The following is a 21,604-nucleotide window of genomic DNA, read 5'->3' on the forward strand; positions in this document are numbered from 1 at the left end:
GACTCCATGGACCGCAACAGGGCTGTGTGGTGGAGGCCGGCATGGAGACCAGCCAGAGCAACGATCCTTGTACGTCGCCGTCGTCGTCCGCGTCCGTCGCGGGTGACCCGGCATGCGACCTCGTGACGGTACCGGCCCGGCAGGGGCTGGAGGCGGTCGACATCCTGCGGCGGGGAGCCGCGGACGCGGTGGGGCCCGTGCTGCACGACGACGGCTGCGACACCCTCGGCTTCCTGGTGCCGGCGGGCACGGCCGCCGGCTGGGACGTACCCGGCAGCACCTGCACCGGGACGGACGGCCACGGACTGCGGCTGAACCCCGAGCCGCCGGTGGAGGGGTCCGACTGGCTGCTGCCGCCCGGCGAGGCCGACCTCGCCACCGATCCGGCGGTGCTGCGCCGGGCCCTCGGGGAGGCGGCCCGGCTGATCGCGGCGGCCGACAGCTGCCGCTGACGCCCGCCCGTGGCAGGCGGCCGCTCGTGACGCGCGCACCCGCGGCAGCTGCGAAAATGGACGGATGGGCAGATCCAGGAGCACCCGCCGCAGGCCGGCCGCCGCGGTCGTCGAGGAGCCGGTCGACGGCGGGCTCGCGCAGCTCGTCCCCGACCCGGACCGCGGCCGGGCCTGGACGCTGCTGATCGACGGGGCGCCCCAGTCGCACGTCGACCTGGACGATCCGGCGTACCTCTCCTTCGAGTACCAGCGCCGCCTCGGTCATGTCATCGACCTCGTCGCCCCGCCCGGCAGGCCCGTGCACGCCGTCCACCTCGGCGGCGGCGCGTTCACCCTCGCCCGGTACGTCGCCGCGACCCGGCCCCGCTCCACCCAGCAGGTCGTCGAACGGGACGCGAGCCTGGTCCAACTGGTCCGCCGCGAGCTGCCCCTGGACCCGGGAGCGCGGATCCGGGTGCGCGCGGTGGACGCCCGCGCGGGCCTGGCCAAAGTACCGGACGGCTGGGCCGACCTGGTCGTCGCCGATGTGTTCAGCGGCGCCCGCACCCCCGCCCACCTCACCTCCACCGAGTTCCTGGACGAGGTCCGCCGCGCCCTGAAGCCCTCCGGTGTCTACGCGGCCAACCTCGCCGACGGCCCGCCGCTCGCCCACCTTCGGGGCCAGATCGCCACCGCCGCCGCCCGGTTCGGCGAACTCGCGCTGATCGCCGACGCGGCCGTGCTGCGCGGCAAGCGCTTCGGCAACGCGATCCTGGTCGCCTCCGACCTCCCGCTGCCGCTCGCCGAACTCACCCGCCGTGCCGCCTCCGACCCGCACCCCGGCCGGGTCGAACACGGCAGGCATCTCACCGACTTCGCCGGCGGCGCGGTGCCGGTGACGGACGATGCCGCGGTGGCCTCCCCCGCCCCTCCGCCCTCGGTGTTTCGCTAGGGCCCCGCGGCCCGGGCGGGACCAGTTGCCCGACGGATCAGGATCGGTCATAAGTGGTCTGCCTTCGCGCAACTCGCGTCATTTCAGGAGGGTTTCGCGTGTCGCTTTGCGGCTGATGCTGATCTGGTGACCCATCACTTCGGTAGGTACCGAAAGGAAACGGTCATGAGTGCTGCTGTCCGACGGACCGCCTACACCCTGGGCGCGGTCGCCGCGGTCCTTCTCGCCCTGGTCGCGTTCAACACGTTCACCTCGTCGTCGGCCGACGCCGCGGTCTCCAACCCCACCGTCCGGTCGCAGTACTTCACCACCGGCTCCAGCACGATCTACTGTCCGTCCGGCTACATCGCCACCGGCGGCGGCGTCGGCGTCGACCTGCCGGACAGCATGTACGTCTCGCGCACCGAGCCGGTCCAGAACGGAGCCGGCCAGCCGATCGGATGGAAGGGCGACATCCGCCAGCGGGCCAACGGCGCCGCCGCCAGCGGCACCGTCTACGTCGTCTGTGCCCAGTGACCCCGGCTCAGTAGGTTCCGACCTCCACCCGCGGCGGGCCGTCGTGCCAGGTGCAGAACACCGACACCCGGTCCGCGCCCCGGCTGAACTCCACCCGGATCCAGCTCTCCGTCTTCCACACCTGCATCGACCAGCCGGTCCCCGGGGTCGCCGAGACGAGCGTCGCGTCGGCCGGGCCCAGGTCGAACACCGCCCGGCCGCCGTCGGTGTCGTACGACTTGACCCGGCCGGACGCGGTGGCTGAGGCGGAGGCGGTGGGGGACGAGGGCCGCGAGCGGGCCGGGGTGCGCGTCGGCGACGGCGCCGGCGGCCGGGCGGTGCCCGACGGGGTCGGGGCCGCGGAAGGCGCCCGGGACGCGGACGTCACGTCCCGGGCGTCCGCGTCGGCCGCCGTGACCGGCAGGGCGCGCGGCGGGTCGTACGCCGTCCCCGCCATCACCGTGTGCACACCCCACCACGACAGCGTGACCGCCGCTCCCGTCGCGAGCAGCCACGCCAGTACGTGTACGAGTCCTCTGCGCATCGCGGGCCATACTGCCCCAGCGGGACGGCGGTGTGCACATGCCCCGAGTTATCCACAGGCCCCCGCCCGGTGTTGCCGGCATGGCGTACGGTGCGGCGCATGGCAAGTGTGCTCGTGGTCGAGGACGACCAGTTCGTACGCTCCGCGCTCATCCGGCATCTGACCGACGCCGCACACACCGTGCGCAGCGTCGGTACGGCACTGGAGGCGCTGCGCGAGGTCGCCCATTTCCGCTTCGACGTGGTCATCCTGGACCTCGGACTGCCCGACCTGGACGGCTCCGAGGCCCTGAAGATGCTCCGCGGCATCACCGACGTGCCCGTCATCATCGCCACCGCCCGGGACGACGAGACGGAGGTCGTCCGGCTGCTGAACGCCGGCGCCGACGACTATCTGACCAAGCCGTTCTCCGTCGAGCACCTCTCCGCCCGGATGGCGGCCGTGCTGCGCCGCGCCCGCTCCGGCGGCGCGGAGGCCCCGCCCTCGCCCGTGCTCCGCGTCGGCGGCCTGACCGTCGACCCGCTGCGCCGCCAGGCCGAGCTGGACGGCGTCCGGCTCGACCTCACCCGCCGCGAGTTCGACCTCCTTGCCTTCCTGGCCGGCCGGCCCGGGGTCGTCGTCGCGCGCAAGGAACTCCTCGCCGAGGTCTGGCAGCAGTCCTACGGCGACGACCAGACCATCGACGTCCATCTGTCCTGGCTGCGCCGCAAGCTGGGGGAGACGGCCGCCCGGCCGCGCTATCTGCACACGCTCCGGGGCGTCGGGGTGAAGCTCGAACCCCCCGCCGAACCCTCTGCGGACGGGGACCCGCGATGAGGTGGGCGCTGGTCAGGGTCTGCCTGGCGGTCACCACGATGGTCGTGGTCGCCTTCGCCGTGCCGCTCGGCCTGGTCGTCAAGGAGATGGCCCGCGACCGCGCCTTCTCCAATGCCGAGCGGGAGGCAGCCGCGGTCGCGCCCGCGCTGTCCATCACCACCGACCGGGACGAGCTGGAGCGGGTGGTGGCCTCGGCCGGCGCCGACTCCGGCATGGCCGTCCATCTGCCCGCCGACGGCGGCCGGGCCGCGCTCGACCTCGGCCGGCAGCGCGCCGCCGGCCGCGACATCCGGGCCGTGCGAAGACTCGGCCGGGCTTCCACCACCGCCGTGCCCGGCGGCTCCACCCTGCTCCAGCCGGTCGCGCTCGGCTCCGGCGCCATCGCGGTGGTCGAGGTGTACGTCCCCGAGTCCGAGGTGACCAACGGCGTCGGCACGGCCTGGGCGGTGCTCGCGGCCGTCGGTCTCGCGCTGATCGTCGGCTCGGTCGCGGTCGCCGACCGGCTCGGGGTGCGCATGGTGCGCCCGGCCCGGCGGCTGGTCGAGGGCGCGCACGAGCTGGGCGAGGGCAAGCTGGGCGCCCGGGTGCGGGAGGAGGGCCCGACCGAACTCCGCCTCGCGGCGGTCGCGTTCAACTCCATGGCCGACCAGGTGGTGCAACTCCTCGCCGGCGAACGGGAGCTGGCGGCCGACCTGTCGCACCGGCTGCGCACCCCGCTCACCGTCCTCCGCCTCAACGCGGCCTCGCTCGGCGCCGGACCGGCCGCCGAGCAGACCCGGGCCGCCGTCGCCCAGCTGGAGCGCGAGGTCGACACCATCATCCGGACGGCCCGGGAGGCCAAGCCGCAGACGGCCGCCGCCGGACCCGGTGCCGGCTGCGACGCGGCCGAGGTGGTCCGCGAGCGCATGGAGTTCTGGTCCGCGCTCGCCGAGGACGAGGGCCGCAAGTGGCGGGTGGCCGGTGTGGACCGGCCGGTGCGCATACCCGTGGCCCGCGCCGACCTGGCCGCCGCGCTCGACGCCCTGCTCGGCAATGTCTTCCGGCACACCGCCGAGGGCACCGCCTTCGCGGTCGACGTGCACAACGCCGAGGACGCGGTGATCGTGCTCGTCTCCGACGCGGGCCCCGGCATACCCGACCCGGAGGCGGCGATGGCCCGCGGCCGGGGCTCGGGGCACACCGGCTCGACCGGCCTCGGCCTGGACATCGTCCGCCGGCTCGCCGAGTCCACCGGCGGGGACGTCCGCATCGGCGGCTCGGTGCTGGGCGGCACCGAGGTGCGGATCTGGATCCAGCTGAACGCGCGGGGGCCGGTGGGGCGCAGACAGCGGGGGGCCGCACGGAGACGCCGGCCCGGCAAATTGGTCTCGACCTTTAACCGTCCCCGATCCCTTCCTTAAGCGAACCCTAAGGTCTTCAACCGACGGCCGGAACAAGCCATTTGTCCACTTCCCGGTCGCTAGCGTGCTGCCGCACCCCACCCCCGTGAGCAGTGAAGGCAGGCACGCGCATGAGCACGCACCGGCGCAGGATCAGTGGCAGGAACAAGGCGATAGGCGGCCTGGTGGCCGCGGCCGTGGCCGGCGGCGGCGCGGTCCTGCTCACCGGCACGGCCAACGCGGCCGGTGTGAACGCCGCGTACACCAGGACCAGCGACTGGTCGACCGGCTACACCGCCCAGTACGTCGTCACCAACAACAGCGGCCGGACCGAGAAGACCTGGACCCTGGAGTTCGACCTCCCGGCGGGCGCCAGGCTCAGCTCCCTCTGGAACGGCGAGTCGAGCGTCAGCGGCCAGCACGTCACCGTCAAGCCGGCCAAGTGGGACACCGACGGCGTCGCCCCCGGCAAGTCGGTGACCGTCGGCTTCGTGGTGAGCGGCAGCGGCGACCCGACGGGCTGTCGTATCGACGACGCCCAGTGTTCCGCGGACGGCGGCGCGACCCCCGAGCCGAGCGGCCGGCCGACCGAGCCCCAGTCGCCGACGCCGACCGCCACCAAGTCGACCCCCACCCCCACCCCCACCCCGACCAGGACGGCCACCCCCACTCCCACCCCGTCCCAGACCACCGGCACCGGCGGCGGCACCACCGCCTCCGCCGGCTTCGCCCCCTACGTCGACACCAGCCTCTACCCGGCCTTCGACCTGCTCGGCGCCGCCGACGCGACCGGCGTGAAGAACTACAACCTCGCCTTCCTCACCGACGGCGGCGGCTGCACCCCCAAGTGGGGCGGGGTCACCGACCTCACCGGCGACGGCGTGGCCGCGCAGATCGGCTCGCTGCGCGCCAAGGGCGGTGACGTCCGGGTCTCCTTCGGCGGCGCCTCCGGCTCCGAGCTGGCCACCACCTGCTCCTCCGCGGACGCGCTGGCGGCGGCCTACGGCAAGGCCGTCGACGCGTTCAAGCTGACCAAGGTCGACTTCGACGTCGAAGGCGGCGCGCTGCCGAACACGGCCGCCAACACCCGCCGCGCCCAGGCCATCGCCAAGCTCCAGGCCCAGCACCCGGACCTGGACGTCTCCTTCACCCTCCCGGTGATGCCCGAGGGCCTCACCCAGGACGGCGTGAACCTCCTCGCCGACGCCAAGTCCAACGGCGTGAAGATCAACACCGTCAACATCATGGCGATGGACTACGGCGCCTCGTACAACGGCGACATGGGCACCTACGCCGAGCAGGCCGCGACGGCCACCCAGGCGCAGGTCAAGAGCGTGCTGGGGCTGTCCGACCCCGCCGCCTGGAAGACCGTCGCCGTCACCCCGATGATCGGCGTCAACGACGTCTCCTCCGAGGTCTTCAAGGTCGACGACGCCACCCAGCTGGTGAACTTCGCCAAGTCCAAGGGCCTCGGCGGCCTCTCCATGTGGTCCGCGACCCGCGACAAGCAGTGCGACGGCGGCACCAAGCCCACCGCCGACGCCACCTGCAGCTCGATCGCCCAGGACAGGTACGCGTTCGCGAAGGCGTTCGGCGCCTTCAACTGATCCGCCCTTGTCGTCCGTCTTTACGCTTTCCCCTCAACAGCGGATGATCCTCTCGTACAGTGCGGTCGACGCGACTCTTCGCACGGGGGACGAGGGTGGAGTACAGACTGCTGATCGACGGCTCCGACGCGGGTGCGGCGGCGGCACACCTGGGCGAGCTGGCCGAGTGGTTCCGGCACGAGCGGGAGCTGCGCGGCCGCGTCCGGATGGAGCACGGCGACATCGAGAGCGGTCACATGGGCGGGCTGCCCGAGGCCCTGGTGATCGCCCTCTCCTCCGGAGGGGCGGTCACCGTGCTGGCCCGGGCGGCCGTCGAATGGGTCAAGCACCGGACCCGTGACGTGACCCTGAAGGTGGTCCGGGCGAGCGGCGAGACCTTCGAGGTCAGCGTCCAGCGCGCCACCACCTCCGACGCCTTGGTGGCGGAACTGGCGGGCTTCCTGCGACGGGAGGAGCAGCGGAGCGGGAACCCCGATGAGACGGCCTGACAGCGCGACCTCCCGGGTCGTGCTCATCGGCACGGCGTTCTACGAGGACGACGCCTCCCTCCCCGACCTGCCCTCGGTCCTGCACAACCTCACCGATCTGGCCGCCGCCCTGAGCGCCCCGGTGCACGGCTGGCTCACCCCGGAGTCCTGCGAGGTCATCAGGAACCCGGCCACGGCCTCGGAGCTGGGCCGCCGGCTCAACCGCATCGCCCCGCAGGCCGAGGACCTCCTCCTCGTCTACTACGCCGGCCACGGCCTGCTCGACAGCCGCGGCAACCTCTATCTCGGGCTCTCCCGGACCCAGCGGGACCTGCTGCGCTACACGGCCATGCCGTACGACGGCGTGAAGGAGGCCGTCGGCGACAGCCCCGCGCGCAACCGCGTCGTCATCCTCGACTGCTGCTTCTCGGGACGCGCCATCGACGTCATGGCACCCGACGACGTGGTGATGGACCAGACCCAGATCACCGGCTCGTACACCCTCACCGCCACCGCGAGCGGGGTGACCGCGCTGGCCCCGGCCGGGGAGCGGAACACCGCCTTTACCGGAGAGCTGCTGAGGCTGCTCAGGGAGGGCGATCCACGGGCGCCGGAGCAGTTGACGCTGGATCACGTCTACCGCTCCCTCTATCGCGGGCTGCGCGGCCGGGGCCTGCCGGAGCCGCGCCGGCAGGGAACGGACACGGTCGAGGACCTGGTGCTGGCGCACAATCGGGGCTACCGGCCGCCGACGTCCGGCGGGGGTCTTCGGGAGGCGACCGACAGCGGGAGCCGGCTGCTCGTCGACGAGGCGGAGCAGCTCGGACACAGGGGAGACCCGGGGGCCGCGGCACGGCGGTACGCGGAGATCAGCCGGGTTCTCGCGCAGTACTACGGCGCCGACTCCTCGAATGTGCGCAGCGCGGAGGCCAGCGCGGCCTACTGGGCGCAGCGCTTGGGACGGGAGCGGGCGTCCTCGGCCGGCGGCCGGGCCGTGGGCATCGACTTCGGGACCACCAACTGCGTCGTCGGCGTTCTGAAGGACGGTGTCCTCACCGTCATCAAGAACGCCGAGGGCGCGCGGGCCACGCCGTCCGTCGTCGCCGTCACCACGGGTGGCGAGGTGCTCGTCGGTGAGGCCGCCGCACACCAGGCGGTCACCAACGTGAGCCGGTCGGCCCGTGCCGTGAAGCGTCACCTGGGCACCAGCTGGACGTTCGAGGTCGACGGCCAGAGGTTCGGCCCCCAGCGGATCGCCGCGTTCATCCTGCAGAAGCTGAAGCGGGACGCGGAGGCGTACCTGGGAGAGCGGGTGACCGGTGCCGTCATCGCCGTCCCCGCCCACTTCAACGATGCCGAGCGGTGGGCGATGACGGAGGCCGCCGAATCAGCCGGACTGAACGTCCTGCGCATCATGAACGAGCCCACCGCGGCCGCGCTCGCCCATCCCCTCGGCGCGGACGACCGGACCGTCCTCGTCTTCGACTTCGGGGGCGGCACCTTGGACGTCTCCTTGCTGGAGATCGGCGACGGCGTCATCGAGGTGAAGGCCACCAGCGGTGACTCTCTGCTGGGCGGCCAGGAGTGGGACGAGCGCATCGTCCGCCACCTGATCGAGCGGTTCAAGGAGACCCACGGCGTGGATCTCGGCAAGGACGCCGTGGCGTTGCAGCGTCTGCGCGGGGCCGCGGAGAAGGCGAAGATCGAGCTGTCCTTCGCCCGCGAGGCCGCGGTCAGCCTGCCCTACATCACCGCGTCCGCCGAGGGCCCGCTGCACCTGGACGACCTGATCGTCCGCAGCCGGTTCCAGCGGCTGACGGCCGACCTGCTGGAGCGCTGCGGGCCGCCGTTGCGCCACGTCATCAAGGACGCCGGCATCTCCCTCGACGCCATCGACCAGGTCGTCCTCGTCGGTGGCTCCACCCGGATGCCCGCTGTCGCCCGGCTCGTCAAGGAGCTGACCGGCGGCAGGGAACCCGTCACGGGCGTGAACCCGGAGGAGGCCGTCGCCCTCGGCGCCGCGCTCCAGGCCGATGTCATCCATCGCCCGGGCGAAGACGTCGTGCTGCCCGGTGTGACCCCCCAGTCCCTCGGCATCGAGACCAAGGGTGGCGTCATGACCAGGCTGATCGAGCGGAACACACCGATCCCCACGAAGCACTCGGAGATCTTCACCACGGCCGAGGACAATCAGACGTCCCTCCAGATCCAGGTCTTCCGGGGCGAGCACGAGCTGACCGAGCGCAACGAGAGGGTCGGCATGTTCGAGCTGACCGGCCTGCCGCCGGCGCCACGAGGCGTCCCGCAGATCGAGGTCACCTTCGAGATCGATGCGGACAACACGGTGCACGTCTCGGCGAAGGACCTGGCCACCGGAAAGGTGCAGCGCATCGTGCGCCGCTGATCCCCCGCGCCCGCGAGGGGCGCGGGGCCGTATCGGTCAGCCCGTCCGCTCCACCGCCCCCAGCACCCCCGTCCGTGCCACCTCCCCGTACCACCGCGCGCTCGACTTCGGCGTCCGCTCCAGTGTCGTGTAGTCCACGTACACCGCGCCGAACCGCTTGCCGTAGCCGTAGGCCCACTCGAAGTTGTCCATCAGGGACCACAGGTAGTACCCGCGGACGTCGGCGCCGTCGGTGAGGGCGCGGCGGACCGCCGAGAGGTGGCCGTGCAGGTAGGCGATGCGCTCGGGGTCGTGGACGCGGCCGTCGGGGTCGGGCTTGTCGTCGTAGGCCGCGCCGTTCTCCGTCACGTACAGCGGCAGTCCCGGCGCCTCGCGCGTGTAGCGCAGGAGCAGGTCGTACAGGCCCGTCGGGTCGATGGTCCAGCCCATCTCCGTGCGCTCGCCGGGGGTCTGGTGGAAGAGGACGTCGTCGGAGCCGGGCCAGGGGGAGTGGTCGCTGGCGCCGTGGCCGTCCGCCCGCGGGCCCTTGAGCTCGCCGGACGCGGCCGAGACGAGGGTCGGCGTGTAGTAGTTCAGGCCCAGGGCGTCCAGCGGGGCGTTGATCGTACGGACGTCGCCGTCCAGGACGTACGACCAGTCGGTCACCGAGCGCGTGGCGTCGAACAGCGACGACGGGTACGCGCCGTGCAGCATCGGGCCGTGGAAGACGCCGTTGGCGAGGTCGTCGATCCGCCGGGCCGCGGCCAGGTCCGCCGGGTCCTGGGAAAGGGGCCGTACGACGGACGAGTTGAGGCTGATCGCGATCTGGTTGCGGGCCGGCATCACCGAGCGCAGGGCCGCCGCGCCCAGGCCGTGCGCCAGGTTGAGATGGTGGGCGGCGCGCAGGGCGGCCGCCGGGTCGGTGCGGCCGGGGGCGTGCACCCCGGAGCCGTAGCCCAGGAAGGCGCTGCACCAGGGCTCGTTCAGGGTGATCCACTGCTCCACCCGGTCGCCCAGCGCCTGGCCGACCAGCTGCGCGTACTCGGCGAACCGGAGCGCGGTGTCCCGCTCCGGCCAGCCGCCCGCGTCCTCCAGTTCCTGGGGCAGATCCCAGTGGTAGAGGGTGAGCGCGGGCTTGATGCCGTGCGCCAGCAGCTCGTCGACCAGCCGGCGGTAGAAGTCCAGGCCCCGCTGGACCGCCGGTCCCCGGCCGGTCGGCTGCACCCGGGACCAGGAGACGGAGAAGCGGTACGCGGTCAGGCCCAGCTCGGCCATCAGCGCCACGTCGTCGCGGTAGCGGTGGTAGTGGTCGACCGCGGTGTCCCCGGTCTCGCCGCCGGCCGTCCGGCCCGGCGTATGGCTGAAGGTGTCCCAGATGGAGGGGGTACGGCCGTCCTCCCGCACCGCCCCCTCGATCTGGTACGCCGAGGTCGCGGCGCCCCAGAGGAAGGCGGGAGGAAACGTCACGGACGGAGTGGAACCAGGCACGGAGTCAGGCATGGAAGCGCTCCCATGAAGGGTCGGAAGAGCCGACGGATGAGTGGGATGGGGGAGAAGGGGCCGGGACGGCGGTGACCCGGCCCCCGGAGAGGAGCGGGCGGATCAGCCCTTGATCGCGCCCTGCATGATCCCGCCCACGATCTGCTTGCCGAACAGCAGGAAGGCGACCAGCAGCGGCAGCGTGCCGAGCAGCGCGCCCGCCATGATCACCGCCTGGTCCGGGACGTACCCGGTGCCGAGCGAGTTCAGAGCCACCTGCACGGTCGGGTTCTGCTGGTTCAGGGCGATGATCGGCCACAGGAAGTCGTTCCAGGCGAACACGAACGTCAGCAGGCCGAGCACGGCCATCGCCGGGCGGGCGGCCGGGAAGACGACGTGCCAGACGACCCGCAGACTGCTCGCCCCGTCCACCCGGGCCGCCTCGATCAGCTCGGTCGGCAACGCCTGCACCAGGTACTGCCGCATGAAGAACGTACCGAACGCGGTCACCAGGCTCGGCAGGATCACCGTCTGCAGCTGGTTCGACCAGCCCAGGTCGGACATCCACAGGTACAGCGGTACGACGGCCAGCTGCGGCGGGATCATCATCGTGCCGATGGTCAGCAGCAACAGCAGGCCCGAGAACCGGAACCGCAGCTTGGCGAAGGCGAAGCCGGCCAGCGTGGAGAACAGCACCGTGCTCACCGTGATCGTGCCCGCCACGATCAGCGAGTTGAACATCGCGGTGCCGAGCCCCGCCTGGTCCCAGGCCGACTCCAGGTTCTTGAACAGGTTGCCGCCGAACCACAGCGGCGGCGGGGTCTCGGCCAGGCGCCGGTCGGTGCGGGAGGCCGCGATCGCCGTCCACACCAGCGGCGCCAGCGAGACCAGCGCGAACACGGTCAGCACGACGTACGTCACCGGGCCCGCGTGCAGCTGCTTGCCCGCGCCCGTACGACCGCGGCGCCGGCCGGACTTCCGGGGCAGCGTCAGTTCACTCGTCGTCATTGGGACTTCCTCAGCCGTCGGGTGAGCAGCAGATTGACCGCGGCGATGATCAGCAGGATCAGGAACATCGACCAGGCGATCGCGGACGCCTTGCCGAGGTTGCCGATGATCCAGCCCTGGTCGTACATGTACAGACCGAGCGTCTGGTACTGGTGCTCCGAGCCGCCCTTGGACCCGCTGACCCCGCCGAACAGCAGCGGCTCACCGAAGAGCTGGGTGGCGCCGATGGTGGAGACCACGACGGTGAACAGGATCGTCGGGCGCAGCTGCGGGACCGTGACGTGCCGGAACTGCTGCCAGCGGTTGGCGCCGTCGATCGCCGCCGACTCGTACAGATCGCTCGGGATCGCCTGCATGGCGGCGAGGTAGATCAGCGCGTTGTAGCCCGTCCACCGCCAGATCACGATGGACGACACCGCGAACTGCGAACCCCAGTCGGACTCACGCCAGTTGACCGGATCCACCCCGAAGAAGTGCAGGATCCAGTTGACCATGCCGCCGTCCCACGAGTACAGCAGCGTGAACACCAGGGTCGCCGCGGCCACCGAGGTGGCGTACGGGGTCAGCATCACGACCCGCCACACGGTCGAGCCGCGCAGCTTGTAGTTCAGCAGGTGCGCGAGCCCGAGCGCGGCCAGCAGCTGCGGCACGGTCGAGATGATGCCGATGGAGAGGGTGTTCCGCAGGGCGTTCCAGAAGAAGTCCGAGGACAACAGCTTCTCGTAGTTGTCCAGGCCCGCCCAGGCCTGGTGGTCGAGGGCCGACAGCTGCACGTCGTGCAGCGAGTACCAGGCCGTGTAGAGCAGCGGCACCAGGGAGAAGGCCCCGAAGAGGATGAAGAAGGGGGCGACGAATGCGTACGGCGACGCCTTCATGTCCCAGCGGTACAGCCGGCTGCGCCAGGAGTCGGCGCCCGCCGGCCCGCCGCGACCGCGAGCGCCCCGGGCCGCGCCCGGCGGGGTGCCGGGCGCGGCCTCGGCGCTCGACGCGGTGTGCGCGAGAGCCTGCTTGGAGCTGCTCACTGGCCGAGCACGTCCTTGATCTCGTTCTTCGCGGCGTCCCAGCCCTGCTCGGGCGACTTGCCCTTCTGCTCGACCTGGAGGATGCCGATGTCGGTGAGCGCGGTGTTGATCGGCTGGTCCTTGACGCCGAAGTACTGGACCGGGATCGTCTTCGCCGAGTCGGCGAAGATCTGCGTGATCGGCGCGTTCGAGAAGTACGTCGTGGTGTCCGCGGCCGGCTTCAGGCCCGCGTACGCCGACGGGGTCGACGGGAAGCTGGCCTGCTTGGCGAAGACCTTCGCCTGCTGCTCCGGCGCGGTCAGCCACTTCGCCAGCTCGACGGCCTCCTTCTGGTGCTTGCCCGCCGTCGGCACGCCGAGGAAGGAGCCGCCCCAGTTGGCCGCGGTCGGGGCCGCCGCCACGTCCCACTTGCCCTTGCCGGCGTCACCGGACTTCTGCTCGATGTAGCCGATCATCCAGGCCGGGCAGGCCACGGTCGCGAAGGTGCCGTTGGCGAAGCCCTGGTCCCACGGCTTGTCGAACTGCTTCAGCTTGGCCGACATGTCGCTGGTGGCGACCGTCATCGCCGCGTCCCAGGCCTTCTTCACGCCGTCGGACTTGTCCCAGACGACGTTGCCGTCCTTGTCGTAGTACCGGGTGTCGGCGCCGCCGAGGGCCGCGTTGTAGACGGAGGACGCGGAGTCCACGAACTTGGTGCCGCCGGGCGCCTTCTTCATGTACTGCTTGCCCAGGTCGACGTACTTCGCCCAGTCGCCCTTCCACTGGGCGGCGAGCTTGGTCCGGTCCGTCTCCAGGCCGGCCTTCTGGAACAAATCCTTGCGGTAGCAGATCGCCATCGGCCCGACATCGGTGCCGAGCCCTATGAGCTTGCCGTCCTTGGTGGTGGCCTGGGCGTTCTTCCAGTCCAGCCACTGGGACTTGTCGACGTCCTTGCCGAGGTCGACGAACTTGTTCCCCTGGGTCTGCACGGCCTCGGTGATGTTGCCGACCTCGATGGCCTGGATGTCGTCGGTGCCGGAGCCGGCCTGGAGGCGGGTGAGCACCTTCGGCCAGTACACGTCGGTACGGGTGGTGACGTTCTCCTTGATGTTGATGTCCTTGTGGAGCTTCATGTACTCGTCGTAGAGGCCGGCCTGCTTGTAGCCGAAGACGCCGAAGGTCCCGATGGTCAGCGTGATACCGCCCTTGCCGCCATTGCCGTCGCCGCCCGTGCTGCCCGACGAGTCGTCCGAGTCGTCGGCGCAGCCGGCCAGCAAGCCCGTGGCCAGCGCGGCGACGGCCGTGAGGGCCATCAACCGCTGGGACCGGCGGATGCTCGTGCGCATTGCGTCCTCCTGTTGCCTGACGTGCCGACCCCCCGGCCAACTGCATGGAAATCGGGCCCGTTCGTACTCGCTGCGGCTCGGGCGGGGAACGTGCGGGATGTGTAGGTGTCAGGTACTGTGGGAGCGCTCCCACAAGTGATGAGTTGAAGAGTCGTCGGTTCCCGCCGGGGTGTCAAGGGAGCGGACAGCGGCAACAGCGTTCAGTTATCTGCCTGTTAACTGCCCTTCGGGCGCCCCCGGTACCGCTCGGCACGCTGGCCAGGACTGTTAGATTCCAGCCAGAACAGGACACGGCGAGAAAGGCGGAGCCCATGGCAAGCCACGGAGGGCGGGGCCGCAGCGGGGGCCGGCCCACGCTCGAAGAGGTCGCCGCCCGGGCCGGGGTCGGACGGGGCACGGTCTCCCGGGTGATCAACGGCTCGCCCCGGGTCAGCGACGCCACCCGCGCCGCCGTGGAGGCGGCCGTCGCCGAACTCGGCTACGTCCCCAACACGGCGGCCCGCGCCCTGGCCGCCAACCGCACCGACGCCATCGCCCTGGTCGTCCCCGAGCCGGAGACCCGCTTCTTCGCGGAGCCGTACTTCTCGGACATGCTGCGGGGTGTCGGCGCCGCGCTCTCCGACACCGAGATGCAGCTGCTGCTGATCTTCGCGGGCAGCGACCGGGAGCGGCAGCGCCTTGCCCAGTACCTGGCGGCCCACCGCGTCGACGGCGTCCTCCTGGTCTCCGTCCACGCCGACGACCCGCTGCCCGACCTCCTGGCCCAGCTGGAGATCCCGGCGGTGATCAGCGGCCCGCGCTCGGTGGCCGAGTCGCTCACCTCGGTGGACTCGGACAACTACGGCGGTGCCCGCTCGGCGGTGGAGCACCTGCTGGGCCGGGGCCGCCACCGGATCGCGCACATCACCGGCCGCCTGGACGTCTACGGCGCCCAGCGCCGTGTCGCCGGCTACCGCGATGCCCTGCGCGACGCGGGCCACCCGGTGGACGACCTCCTGATCGAGCCCGGGGACTTCACCGAGGAGGGCGGCCGGCGTGCGATGAAGGTCCTGCTCGACCGCCATCCCGACCTGGACGCGGTCTTCGCCGGCTCGGACGTGATGGCGTCCGGCGCCCGGCAGGTGCTGCGCGAGGCGGGCCGCCGCATCCCGGAGGACGTGGCCCTGGTCGGCTACGACGACTCGGCCATCGCCCGCCACATGGACCCGCCGCTCAGCAGCGTGCGCCAGCCCATCGAGGAGATGGGCCGCGCGATGATCGACCTGCTCCTCACGGAGATCGCCGACCGCCGCCCGGCCGCGGCCCGTGGGCTGGACCGCCGTCAGGCGGTCCTGCGGACGGAACTGGTGGTGCGGGCGTCGTCCTGACGCCGGCCACCGGCCGGGCCCGCACCGGGGCGGGCCCGGAAAACGAATCAGCCGGTGACCCGTCTTGCGACGGAGTCACCGGCTGATCACACAGGGTGAGTGACGGGACTCGAACCCGCGGCATCCTGGACCACAACCAGGTGCTCTACCAGCTGAGCTACACCCACCATGACCGGTGGTGGAACTTGTCGTTTCCCCGACCGGCCGAGAAGAAGTCTACAGGGTCCGAAGGGGTGCTCGCGCACATGTTTTCGCGCGGGCCGCGGAGCGGGCTCCGGGGGAGCCCGCGCGGGCGGCTACTGCGCGGGCAGGACGTGCTTGGCGGCGATCGCCTTCGCGGTCTCGGAGTCCGGGCCGGGCTGCGGCACGAACACGGCCTCGCGGTAGTAGCGCAGCTCGGCGATCGACTCGCGGATGTCGGCGAGGGCCCGGTGGTTGCCGTTCTTCTCCGGGCTGTTGAAGTACGCCCGCGGGTACCAGCGGCGGGCCAGCTCCTTGATCGAGGAGACGTCGACGATCCGGTAGTGGAGCCAGTCCTCCAGGGTCGGCATGTCACGGAGGAGGAAGCCGCGGTCGGTGCCGACGGAGTTGCCGCACAGCGGGGCCTTGCCGGGCTCCTTCACGTACTCCTTCACATACGCCAGTACCTGCTCCTCGGCGTCCTTCAGGGTCGTGCCGCCGTCCAGCTCGGCGAGCAGCCCGGACGCGGTGTGCATCTGACGCACCACTTCCGGCATCGTCTCCAGGGCCTGGGCCGGCGGGCGGATGACGATGTCCACCCCCTCGCCGAGTACGTTCAGCTCGGAGTCGGTGACGAGGGCGGCCACCTCGATGAGAGCGTCGTCGGACAGCGAGAGGCCAGTCATCTCGCAGTCGATCCACACCATGCGATCGTTCATGCGACCACCCTAAAGCGGACCTGTGCTTTTGGGTCCCCCTGTGCCGGTGCCGGCCTCGCCGCCCGGACCGGAGGAAGAGGGGGCGAGCGTGTGCTCGCCCCCTCTCTCGCGCTCAGCTGCCGCTGCGCGGTCCCGGCAGCAGTCCCACCGCGCCGGCCGCCTGGCGGCGGGCCTGCATCGGTACCCCGCCGTCCCGGTGCTCGTGCAGCAGGGCGGGGGGCGGGCCCCCCACCGGGCCGGGGCCGCCGAGGCCCGCGGGTGCGCCCTGCTGGCCGGGCGACGTCATCGCCGGCTCCGCCTCACCCGGCTTGTCGCCCTGTGGACGGCGGGCCCGGTAGGCGGCCCGGTAGGCGGCGGGGGACGAGCCGAGCTGGCGGCGGAAGTGCCCGCGCAGCGCGACCGGCGAGCGGAACCCGCACCGGCCCGCCACCTCGTCCACCGAGTAGTCCGACGTCTCCAGCAGCCGCTGGGCCTGGAGCACCCGCTGTGTGATGAGCCACTGCAGCGGGGCGCTTCCGGTCAGCGAGCGGAACCGGCGGTCGAACGTACGGCGGCTCATGTAGGCGCGTGCCGCCAGGGTCTCCACGTCGAACTGCTCGTGGAGGTGTTCCAGCGCCCAGGCGACGACCTCGGCGAGCGGGTCGGCGCCGATCTCCTCGGGTAAAGACCGATCGAGATAGCGCTCCTGGCCTCCCGACCGGCGTGGCGGGACCACCAGGCGCCGGGCGAGCGCGCCGGCCGCCTCGTTGCCGTGGTCCGTCCGCACGATGTGGAGACAGAGATCGATCCCGGCCGCCGTGCCCGCCGACGTCAGTACGTCACCGTCGTCGACGAACAGCTCCCGTGGATCGACGTGCACCGACGGATAGCGCTTGGCCAGCGTCGGTGCGTACATCCAGTGGGTGGTCGCCGGGCGGCCGTCCAGCAGTCCGGCCGCCGCGAGCACGAAGGCACCTGTGCACAGCCCGACGATGCGGGCGCCTTCCTCGTGTGCCCGGCGCAGCGCGTCGAGTGCTTCCTCCGGCGGCGGCGAGGTGATCGAACGCCAGGCCGGTACGACGACCGTCCCGGCGCGTGAGATCGCCTCCAGCCCATGCGGTGCGGTGAGTTCCAGGCCTCCTGTGGTCCGCAGTGGGCCTTCCTCGCCGGCACACACCAACAGGCGGTAGCGCGGCACGCCGGCGTCCTGGCGGTCGATCCCGAACACCGACAGCGGAATGGAACTCTCGAAGATGGGGCCGCCGCTGAACAGCAGCACCGCGACGATCTCCTTGCGCCGTCGCCCGGAGAGTTTCCGGGTCGCGGCCTCCTGCGCGGCAGTGGAGTCGTGGCTCATACTGCTAAGCCCCCCTCGGTGGTCGCGGCTCCTCGGTTGTGTCGCTCCTGCACGTTTCCCCTCGGTCCTGCACGAGTCCCCCGCCGTAAGACAGTCAAGATCGAAATCTACTGGCTCCCGCGATGGCGCGGTGTCCAGTTCCCCACGCGGCACATTGTCGACATGACAACTTGGCGTGAAGCATTCGATCACGAAGCGTTGCACTCGCGAGGCGTGCAGGGAAGTGCGCCTTGTCGCAGTGGCCAAACCGCGTAGGGTGCGCAGCGGCCCGTAGACCCTTTCCGTGCAGGTGGAACGGGGGTTGGAGGGTGGTTCGGACCCCTCCTGGTCGATATCCAGAAGTTGGCTGAAAAGCAGCGTTCGGAGGCGCGGAAACAGGTCAGTCGACCGGTGTCCGTCGCCGGGTGTGACGTCCGCCTCTTTGCGTGGCGCAACGCCGGGCGCAGCGCTCGGAGCGGCGCAGCAGCACCCGGCAGACGGCCGTGACGGCGGCGAGACCCAGCGCGGCGCCCGTGGCGCCGGCCAGCGAGGTGCCGTACCAGACGAGGACCACGGGGACGAGGACGCAGCTGAAGGCGGCCCAGCGGATCACGTCGCTCGCGCTGTCCGGCGCGGAGCGCGGCTCGCTGGAAGACCGGGGTGCGGGCATCTCGTACTCCCTGTGGCGGTGGCTCACCGGGGTTCAACGTCCGTCCGACCGGTCGGTCACCGGCCGCACATCTGTGAACCCTGTGCAAACCGCCTGTACGGGGCAGCAACCATTGCGTTACGGGCGCGGCTCGTGCATGCTCCGGTGAACCCCTACGGACATCGGGGGACCGCTCACGGAGCGTGCGCGGGATCTGGGCTCAGGAGGCGTGCCGCCGTACCCTTGGGGGTATGGGCTTGGGAAGATGTTTCCCGGACACAGCTCCGCCGCACACTGTCGTCCCCCCACCCGATCAAGGATCACAACGCCGAGACAGTCATGGCCGGTCACGAATTCTTCGAACCCGCGGACCGCAAGCGGCCGGTCGCCGATCCCACGGCGGCCGATCCCCTGGCGGCGGACGAGTCACGCCCTTCCTGCGACCCCGCCTTCCGGCACGGAGTCGTCGTCGGCTTCGACGGCTCCACCTCCAGCGAGCGCGCCCTCGCCTATGCGATCGGCATGGCCCACCGCTCCCACTCCGGCCTGATCATCGTCCATGTCGCCAACCGGCTGCCCACGACCGTGTGGGCCGGCTGCGAGCCGCCCGTCTTCGTCGACGTGCCGGACCACCGCACGGAGGTCCTGGGGCTCGAGCTGGCGTGTGCGGACTATCTGGCCGAGGTGCCGTGGATCCTGGTCGAGCGGGGCGGTGACATCTGCCATGAACTCGAAGAGGTGGGGCGGGAGTACGAGGCGGACGCGATCGTCGTCGGCTCCACGCACGGCATCGTCGGCCGGATCTTCGGCTCCGTCGCGGGCCGGCTCGCCAAGCGGGCGCAGCGGCCCGTGATCGTCATCCCGTAAGCACCTCACACCTCGTCAACTCCCTTTGTGCACATGTGAGCTACTCGCGCGTAGTAGGTGTTCGTGCCTTTGTGAAGGGCATATACCGGTCACCGCGCAACAGCACATGCATGAAGGGAGCCCGCCGTGGACAACGACGTCTCTGCGGGAAGCGTGAGCACTACGGTGGTCGGCCGACTGGCCCTGGCGATCACCCTGTTGGCATTCGGGCTCGGTACGACCGGTGTCATCGACGGCGTGGGTGCCGCCGACGCCGTGACCGTGGCCCACTACGTGGGCGGGGTCGCCCTCTTCCTCATAGGCCTGCTGGCCCTCCGTGACAGCGCCTCCGGTGCGGGGTACGTCGCTCTCGGCGCCCTCTGGTTCACCTGGGCCGTGGCGGATCACGGGTCCGCCGACGCGGCCGGGCTCTTCCTGCTCCTCTTCGCCCTCGTGGCGCTCACCCTGACCCTCGCCGGCGGGGACACCCTCGGCCGGCTCACGCACGGGCTGCTGTTCCTGGCGATGCTGGTGCTGGCCGTCGCGGCCTTCGCCGACAGTTCCGCTCTCGCGAAGGTCGGCGGCTGGGCGGCCGTGGCCTCCGGCGCGGTGGCGTGGTACGCGGCGACGGCGGCGGTCGCGCACTGGCCGACGGTGCTTCCTCGGCGTGCCGCCGGCCGGGGGGTGACGGCCACCGGCTGACCTTCAGCGGCATGGGAAGGACCCCCACATGTTTGGTGGCACATGTGGGGGTCCGTTCTGTCCCTTCGGGGCGCTTATTCCACCGTCACGGACTTCGCGAGGTTCCTCGGCTTGTCTATGTCCCGGCCCAGGGCCTTTGCCGTGTGGTAGGCCAGGAGCTGGAGCGGGATGCCCATCAGGATCGGGTCCAGTTCGTCCTCGTTCTTCGGGACGAGGATCGTCTGGTCCGCCTTCTCCTGGTGCCGGTGGGCCACCGCCAGGATCTTGCCCTCGCGGGCCTTGATCTCCTCCAGGGCCGCGCGGTTCTTCTCCAGCAGGTCGTCGTCGGGGACGATCGCGACCGTGGGCAGGGCCGGCTCGATGAGGGCCAGCGGGCCGTGCTTCAGCTCGGAGGCGGGGTAGGCCTCGGCGTGGATGTAGGAGACCTCCTTGAGCTTCAGGGAGGCCTCGCGGGCCACCGGGTAGCCCCGGACGCGGCCGATGAAGAGCATCGAGCGGGCGTCGGCGTACTGGTCCGCGAGCTGCTTGATCTCCTCCTCCTGCTTGAGGATCTCGGTGATCTGCTCGGGCAGCTTGCGCAGGCCCTCGATGATCCGCTTGCCGTCACGGACCGAGAGGTCACGGGTGCGGCCGAGGTGCAGGGCGAGGAGGGCGAAGGCGACCGTGGTGTTGGTGAAGCACTTGGTGGAGACCACGCAGACCTCGGGACCGGCGTGCACGTAGATGCCGCCGTCCGCCTCGCGGGCGATCGCCGAGCCCACCACGTTGACCACGCCGAGGACCCGGGCGCCCTTGCGCTTCAGCTCCTGGACGGCGGCCAGCACGTCGTACGTCTCACCGGACTGGGAGACCGCGATGTACAGGGTGTCGGGGTCGACCACCGCGTTGCGGTAGCGGAACTCGGAGGCCGGCTCGGCGTCGGCGGGGATGCGGGCCAGCTCCTCGATCATCTGGGCGCCGATCATGCCCGCGTGGTACGAGGTGCCGCAGCCCAGGATCTTCACGCGGCGGATCTGCCGGGCCTCGCGGGCGTCCAGGTTGAGGCCGCCGAGGTGCACGGTGGAGAACCGGTCGTCGATGCGTCCGCGCAGCACGCGGTCCACGGCGTCGGCCTGCTCGTGGATCTCCTTGTGCATGTACGTGTCATGGCCGCCCATGTCGTACGACGCCGCCTCCCACTCCACGGTGGTCGGCTCGGCCGAGGTGCGGGTGCCCTCGGTGGTGTACGTCCGGAAGTCGTCGGCCTTGAGGGTGGCCATCTCGCCGTCGTCCAGCGTCACTATCTGCCGGGTGTGGGCGACCAGGGCGGCGATGTCCGATGCGACGAACATCTCCTTCTCGCCGATGCCGAGGACGACGGGGGAGCCGTTGCGGGCCACCACGATGCGGTCGGAGAAGTCGGCGTGCATCACGGCGATGCCGTAGGTGCCCTCGACCACCCGCAGGGTCTCGCGGACCTTGTCCTCCAGCTTCTCGGCCTGGGAGCGGGCGATGAGGTGGACGAGGACCTCGGTGTCGGTCTCGGAGAGGAACTCGACGCCGTCGGCCTCCAGCTTGCGGCGCAGGTCGGCGGCGTTGTCGATGATGCCGTTGTGGACGACCGCGACCTTCTGGTCGGCCGACATGTGCGGGTGGGCGTTCAGGTCGGAGGGGGCGCCGTGGGTGGCCCAGCGGGTGTGGGCGATACCGGTGGTGCCCTTGAAGCGCGCCGGGACCTTGGCCTCCAGGTCGCGCACCCGGCCCTTGGCCTTGACCATCTTCAGGCCGGGCGTCTTCGGGGAGGTGACGACGATGCCCGCGGAGTCGTAGCCGCGGTACTCCAGGCGCTGCAGACCCTCCAGGAGGAGGGGCGCCACGTCACGCTTCCCGATGTATCCGACAATTCCGCACATATACAGGTATCTCTCAGTCTGGCGTC

At 71.2% G+C, this 21,604-nt stretch carries 19 protein-coding genes, 1 tRNA gene and 2 pseudogenes; 12 read left to right on the forward strand and 10 right to left on the reverse strand.

Features of this window, described 5'->3' with window-relative positions; all coding sequences use genetic code 11:
• The first annotated feature begins 41 nt into the window (after positions 1-41).
• From ABZ937_RS10045 to ABZ937_RS10055, 3 genes are all read left to right on the forward strand, one after another.
• Positions 42-452: a hypothetical protein gene (locus ABZ937_RS10045; protein ID WP_361688352.1), complete on the forward strand. Its 411-nt coding sequence runs from the start codon at positions 42-44 to the stop codon at positions 450-452.
• A gap of 64 nt (positions 453-516) precedes the next feature.
• Positions 517-1,383, forward strand: a complete 867-nt coding sequence (locus tag ABZ937_RS10050; RefSeq protein WP_361688355.1) for a fused MFS/spermidine synthase — start codon at positions 517-519, stop codon at positions 1,381-1,383.
• A gap of 165 nt (positions 1,384-1,548) precedes the next feature.
• Positions 1,549-1,899, forward strand: a complete 351-nt coding sequence (locus ABZ937_RS10055) for a hypothetical protein (protein ID WP_361688358.1) — start codon at positions 1,549-1,551, stop codon at positions 1,897-1,899.
• Positions 1,900-1,906: 7 nt separating this feature from the next.
• On the opposite strand, the gene ABZ937_RS10060 is transcribed toward ABZ937_RS10055, so the two are convergent.
• Entirely contained in the window at positions 1,907-2,422 is a 516-nt protein-coding gene (locus tag ABZ937_RS10060; RefSeq protein ID WP_361688361.1) for a hypothetical protein, read from the reverse strand.
• A gap of 99 nt (positions 2,423-2,521) precedes the next feature.
• Between ABZ937_RS10060 and ABZ937_RS10065 the strand changes: the two genes are divergently transcribed.
• The 6 genes and pseudogenes from ABZ937_RS10065 to dnaK form a co-directional block, all read left to right on the forward strand.
• Positions 2,522-3,238, forward strand: a complete 717-nt coding sequence (locus ABZ937_RS10065; RefSeq protein WP_361688364.1) for a response regulator transcription factor — start codon at positions 2,522-2,524, stop codon at positions 3,236-3,238.
• Positions 3,235-4,638: a HAMP domain-containing sensor histidine kinase gene (locus tag ABZ937_RS10070; RefSeq protein WP_361688367.1), complete on the forward strand. Its 1,404-nt coding sequence runs from the start codon at positions 3,235-3,237 to the stop codon at positions 4,636-4,638. Before ABZ937_RS10065 ends, ABZ937_RS10070 begins: the two co-directional genes overlap by 4 nt.
• A gap of 110 nt (positions 4,639-4,748) precedes the next feature.
• Complete coding sequence (locus ABZ937_RS10075) at positions 4,749-6,224, forward strand: cellulose binding domain-containing protein (RefSeq protein WP_361688369.1); 1,476 nt, start codon at positions 4,749-4,751, stop codon at positions 6,222-6,224.
• 95 nt (positions 6,225-6,319) lie between these two features.
• Entirely contained in the window at positions 6,320-6,712 is a 393-nt protein-coding gene (locus ABZ937_RS10080) for a hypothetical protein (RefSeq protein ID WP_361688371.1), read from the forward strand.
• A pseudogene (locus tag ABZ937_RS10085) lies at positions 6,699-7,361 on the forward strand (caspase family protein); the annotation flags it as partial. The gene ABZ937_RS10080 and the pseudogene ABZ937_RS10085, both read left to right, overlap by 14 nt.
• Before the next feature lie 285 nt (positions 7,362-7,646).
• Positions 7,647-9,083 (forward strand): annotated as a pseudogene (dnaK, locus tag ABZ937_RS10090) (molecular chaperone DnaK); the annotation flags it as partial.
• A 48-nt stretch (positions 9,084-9,131) separates the two neighbouring features.
• Here dnaK and ABZ937_RS10095 read toward each other — a convergent pair.
• The 4 genes from ABZ937_RS10095 to ABZ937_RS10110 all read right to left on the reverse strand — a co-directional run bounded on the left by ABZ937_RS10095 (position 9,132) and on the right by ABZ937_RS10110 (position 13,908).
• Complete coding sequence (locus ABZ937_RS10095; protein ID WP_361688374.1) at positions 9,132-10,574, reverse strand: GH1 family beta-glucosidase; 1,443 nt, start codon at positions 10,572-10,574, stop codon at positions 9,132-9,134.
• A 102-nt stretch (positions 10,575-10,676) separates the two neighbouring features.
• Positions 10,677-11,561 carry a carbohydrate ABC transporter permease gene (locus tag ABZ937_RS10100; RefSeq protein ID WP_361688377.1) on the reverse strand — a complete coding sequence of 295 codons (885 nt, stop codon included), beginning with the start codon at positions 11,559-11,561 and terminating at the stop codon, positions 10,677-10,679.
• Positions 11,558-12,583 carry a sugar ABC transporter permease gene (locus ABZ937_RS10105; protein WP_361688380.1) on the reverse strand — a complete coding sequence of 342 codons (1,026 nt, stop codon included), beginning with the start codon at positions 12,581-12,583 and terminating at the stop codon, positions 11,558-11,560. The genes ABZ937_RS10100 and ABZ937_RS10105 overlap by 4 nt, the downstream gene beginning before the upstream one ends.
• Positions 12,580-13,908, reverse strand: coding sequence for an ABC transporter substrate-binding protein (locus tag ABZ937_RS10110; protein WP_361688383.1), 1,329 nt, complete (start codon positions 13,906-13,908; stop codon positions 12,580-12,582). Before ABZ937_RS10110 ends, ABZ937_RS10105 begins: the two co-directional genes overlap by 4 nt.
• Positions 13,909-14,219: 311 nt before the next feature.
• On the opposite strand from ABZ937_RS10110, the gene ABZ937_RS10115 reads away from it, so the two are divergent.
• Positions 14,220-15,275 (forward strand): LacI family DNA-binding transcriptional regulator, encoded by a 1,056-nt coding sequence (locus ABZ937_RS10115; RefSeq protein WP_361688386.1) that lies wholly within the window; start codon positions 14,220-14,222, stop codon positions 15,273-15,275.
• Between the two features lie 94 nt (positions 15,276-15,369).
• Here the strand turns inward: ABZ937_RS10115 and ABZ937_RS10120 are convergent.
• From ABZ937_RS10120 to ABZ937_RS10135, 4 genes are all read right to left on the reverse strand, one after another.
• Positions 15,370-15,442, reverse strand: a tRNA-His gene (locus tag ABZ937_RS10120).
• 129 nt (positions 15,443-15,571) lie between these two features.
• Positions 15,572-16,174: an oligoribonuclease gene (gene orn, locus ABZ937_RS10125; RefSeq protein WP_361688389.1), complete on the reverse strand. Its 603-nt coding sequence runs from the start codon at positions 16,172-16,174 to the stop codon at positions 15,572-15,574.
• 112 nt (positions 16,175-16,286) lie between these two features.
• The gene (locus ABZ937_RS10130; RefSeq protein ID WP_361688392.1) at positions 16,287-17,510 is read right to left on the reverse strand and encodes a helix-turn-helix domain-containing protein; all 1,224 of its coding nucleotides are present in this window, start codon (positions 17,508-17,510) and stop codon (positions 16,287-16,289) included.
• A 379-nt stretch (positions 17,511-17,889) separates the two neighbouring features.
• The gene (locus tag ABZ937_RS10135) at positions 17,890-18,159 is read right to left on the reverse strand and encodes a hypothetical protein (protein ID WP_361688395.1); all 270 of its coding nucleotides are present in this window, start codon (positions 18,157-18,159) and stop codon (positions 17,890-17,892) included.
• A 318-nt stretch (positions 18,160-18,477) separates the two neighbouring features.
• Between ABZ937_RS10135 and ABZ937_RS10140 the strand changes: the two genes are divergently transcribed.
• Entirely contained in the window at positions 18,478-19,005 is a 528-nt protein-coding gene (locus ABZ937_RS10140) for a universal stress protein (RefSeq protein ID WP_361688398.1), read from the forward strand.
• Positions 19,006-19,131: 126 nt separating this feature from the next.
• Positions 19,132-19,686, forward strand: coding sequence for a hypothetical protein (locus tag ABZ937_RS10145; RefSeq protein ID WP_361688402.1), 555 nt, complete (start codon positions 19,132-19,134; stop codon positions 19,684-19,686).
• Between the two features lie 74 nt (positions 19,687-19,760).
• Here the strand turns inward: ABZ937_RS10145 and glmS are convergent, their stop codons facing one another.
• Complete coding sequence (glmS, locus tag ABZ937_RS10150) at positions 19,761-21,578, reverse strand: glutamine--fructose-6-phosphate transaminase (isomerizing) (protein ID WP_361688405.1); 1,818 nt, start codon at positions 21,576-21,578, stop codon at positions 19,761-19,763.
• Between the last annotated feature and the right edge of the window lie 26 nt (positions 21,579-21,604).

The organism is Streptomyces sp. NPDC046727 (genome assembly GCF_040645635.1).
Classification (GTDB): domain Bacteria; phylum Actinomycetota; class Actinomycetes; order Streptomycetales; family Streptomycetaceae; genus Streptomyces.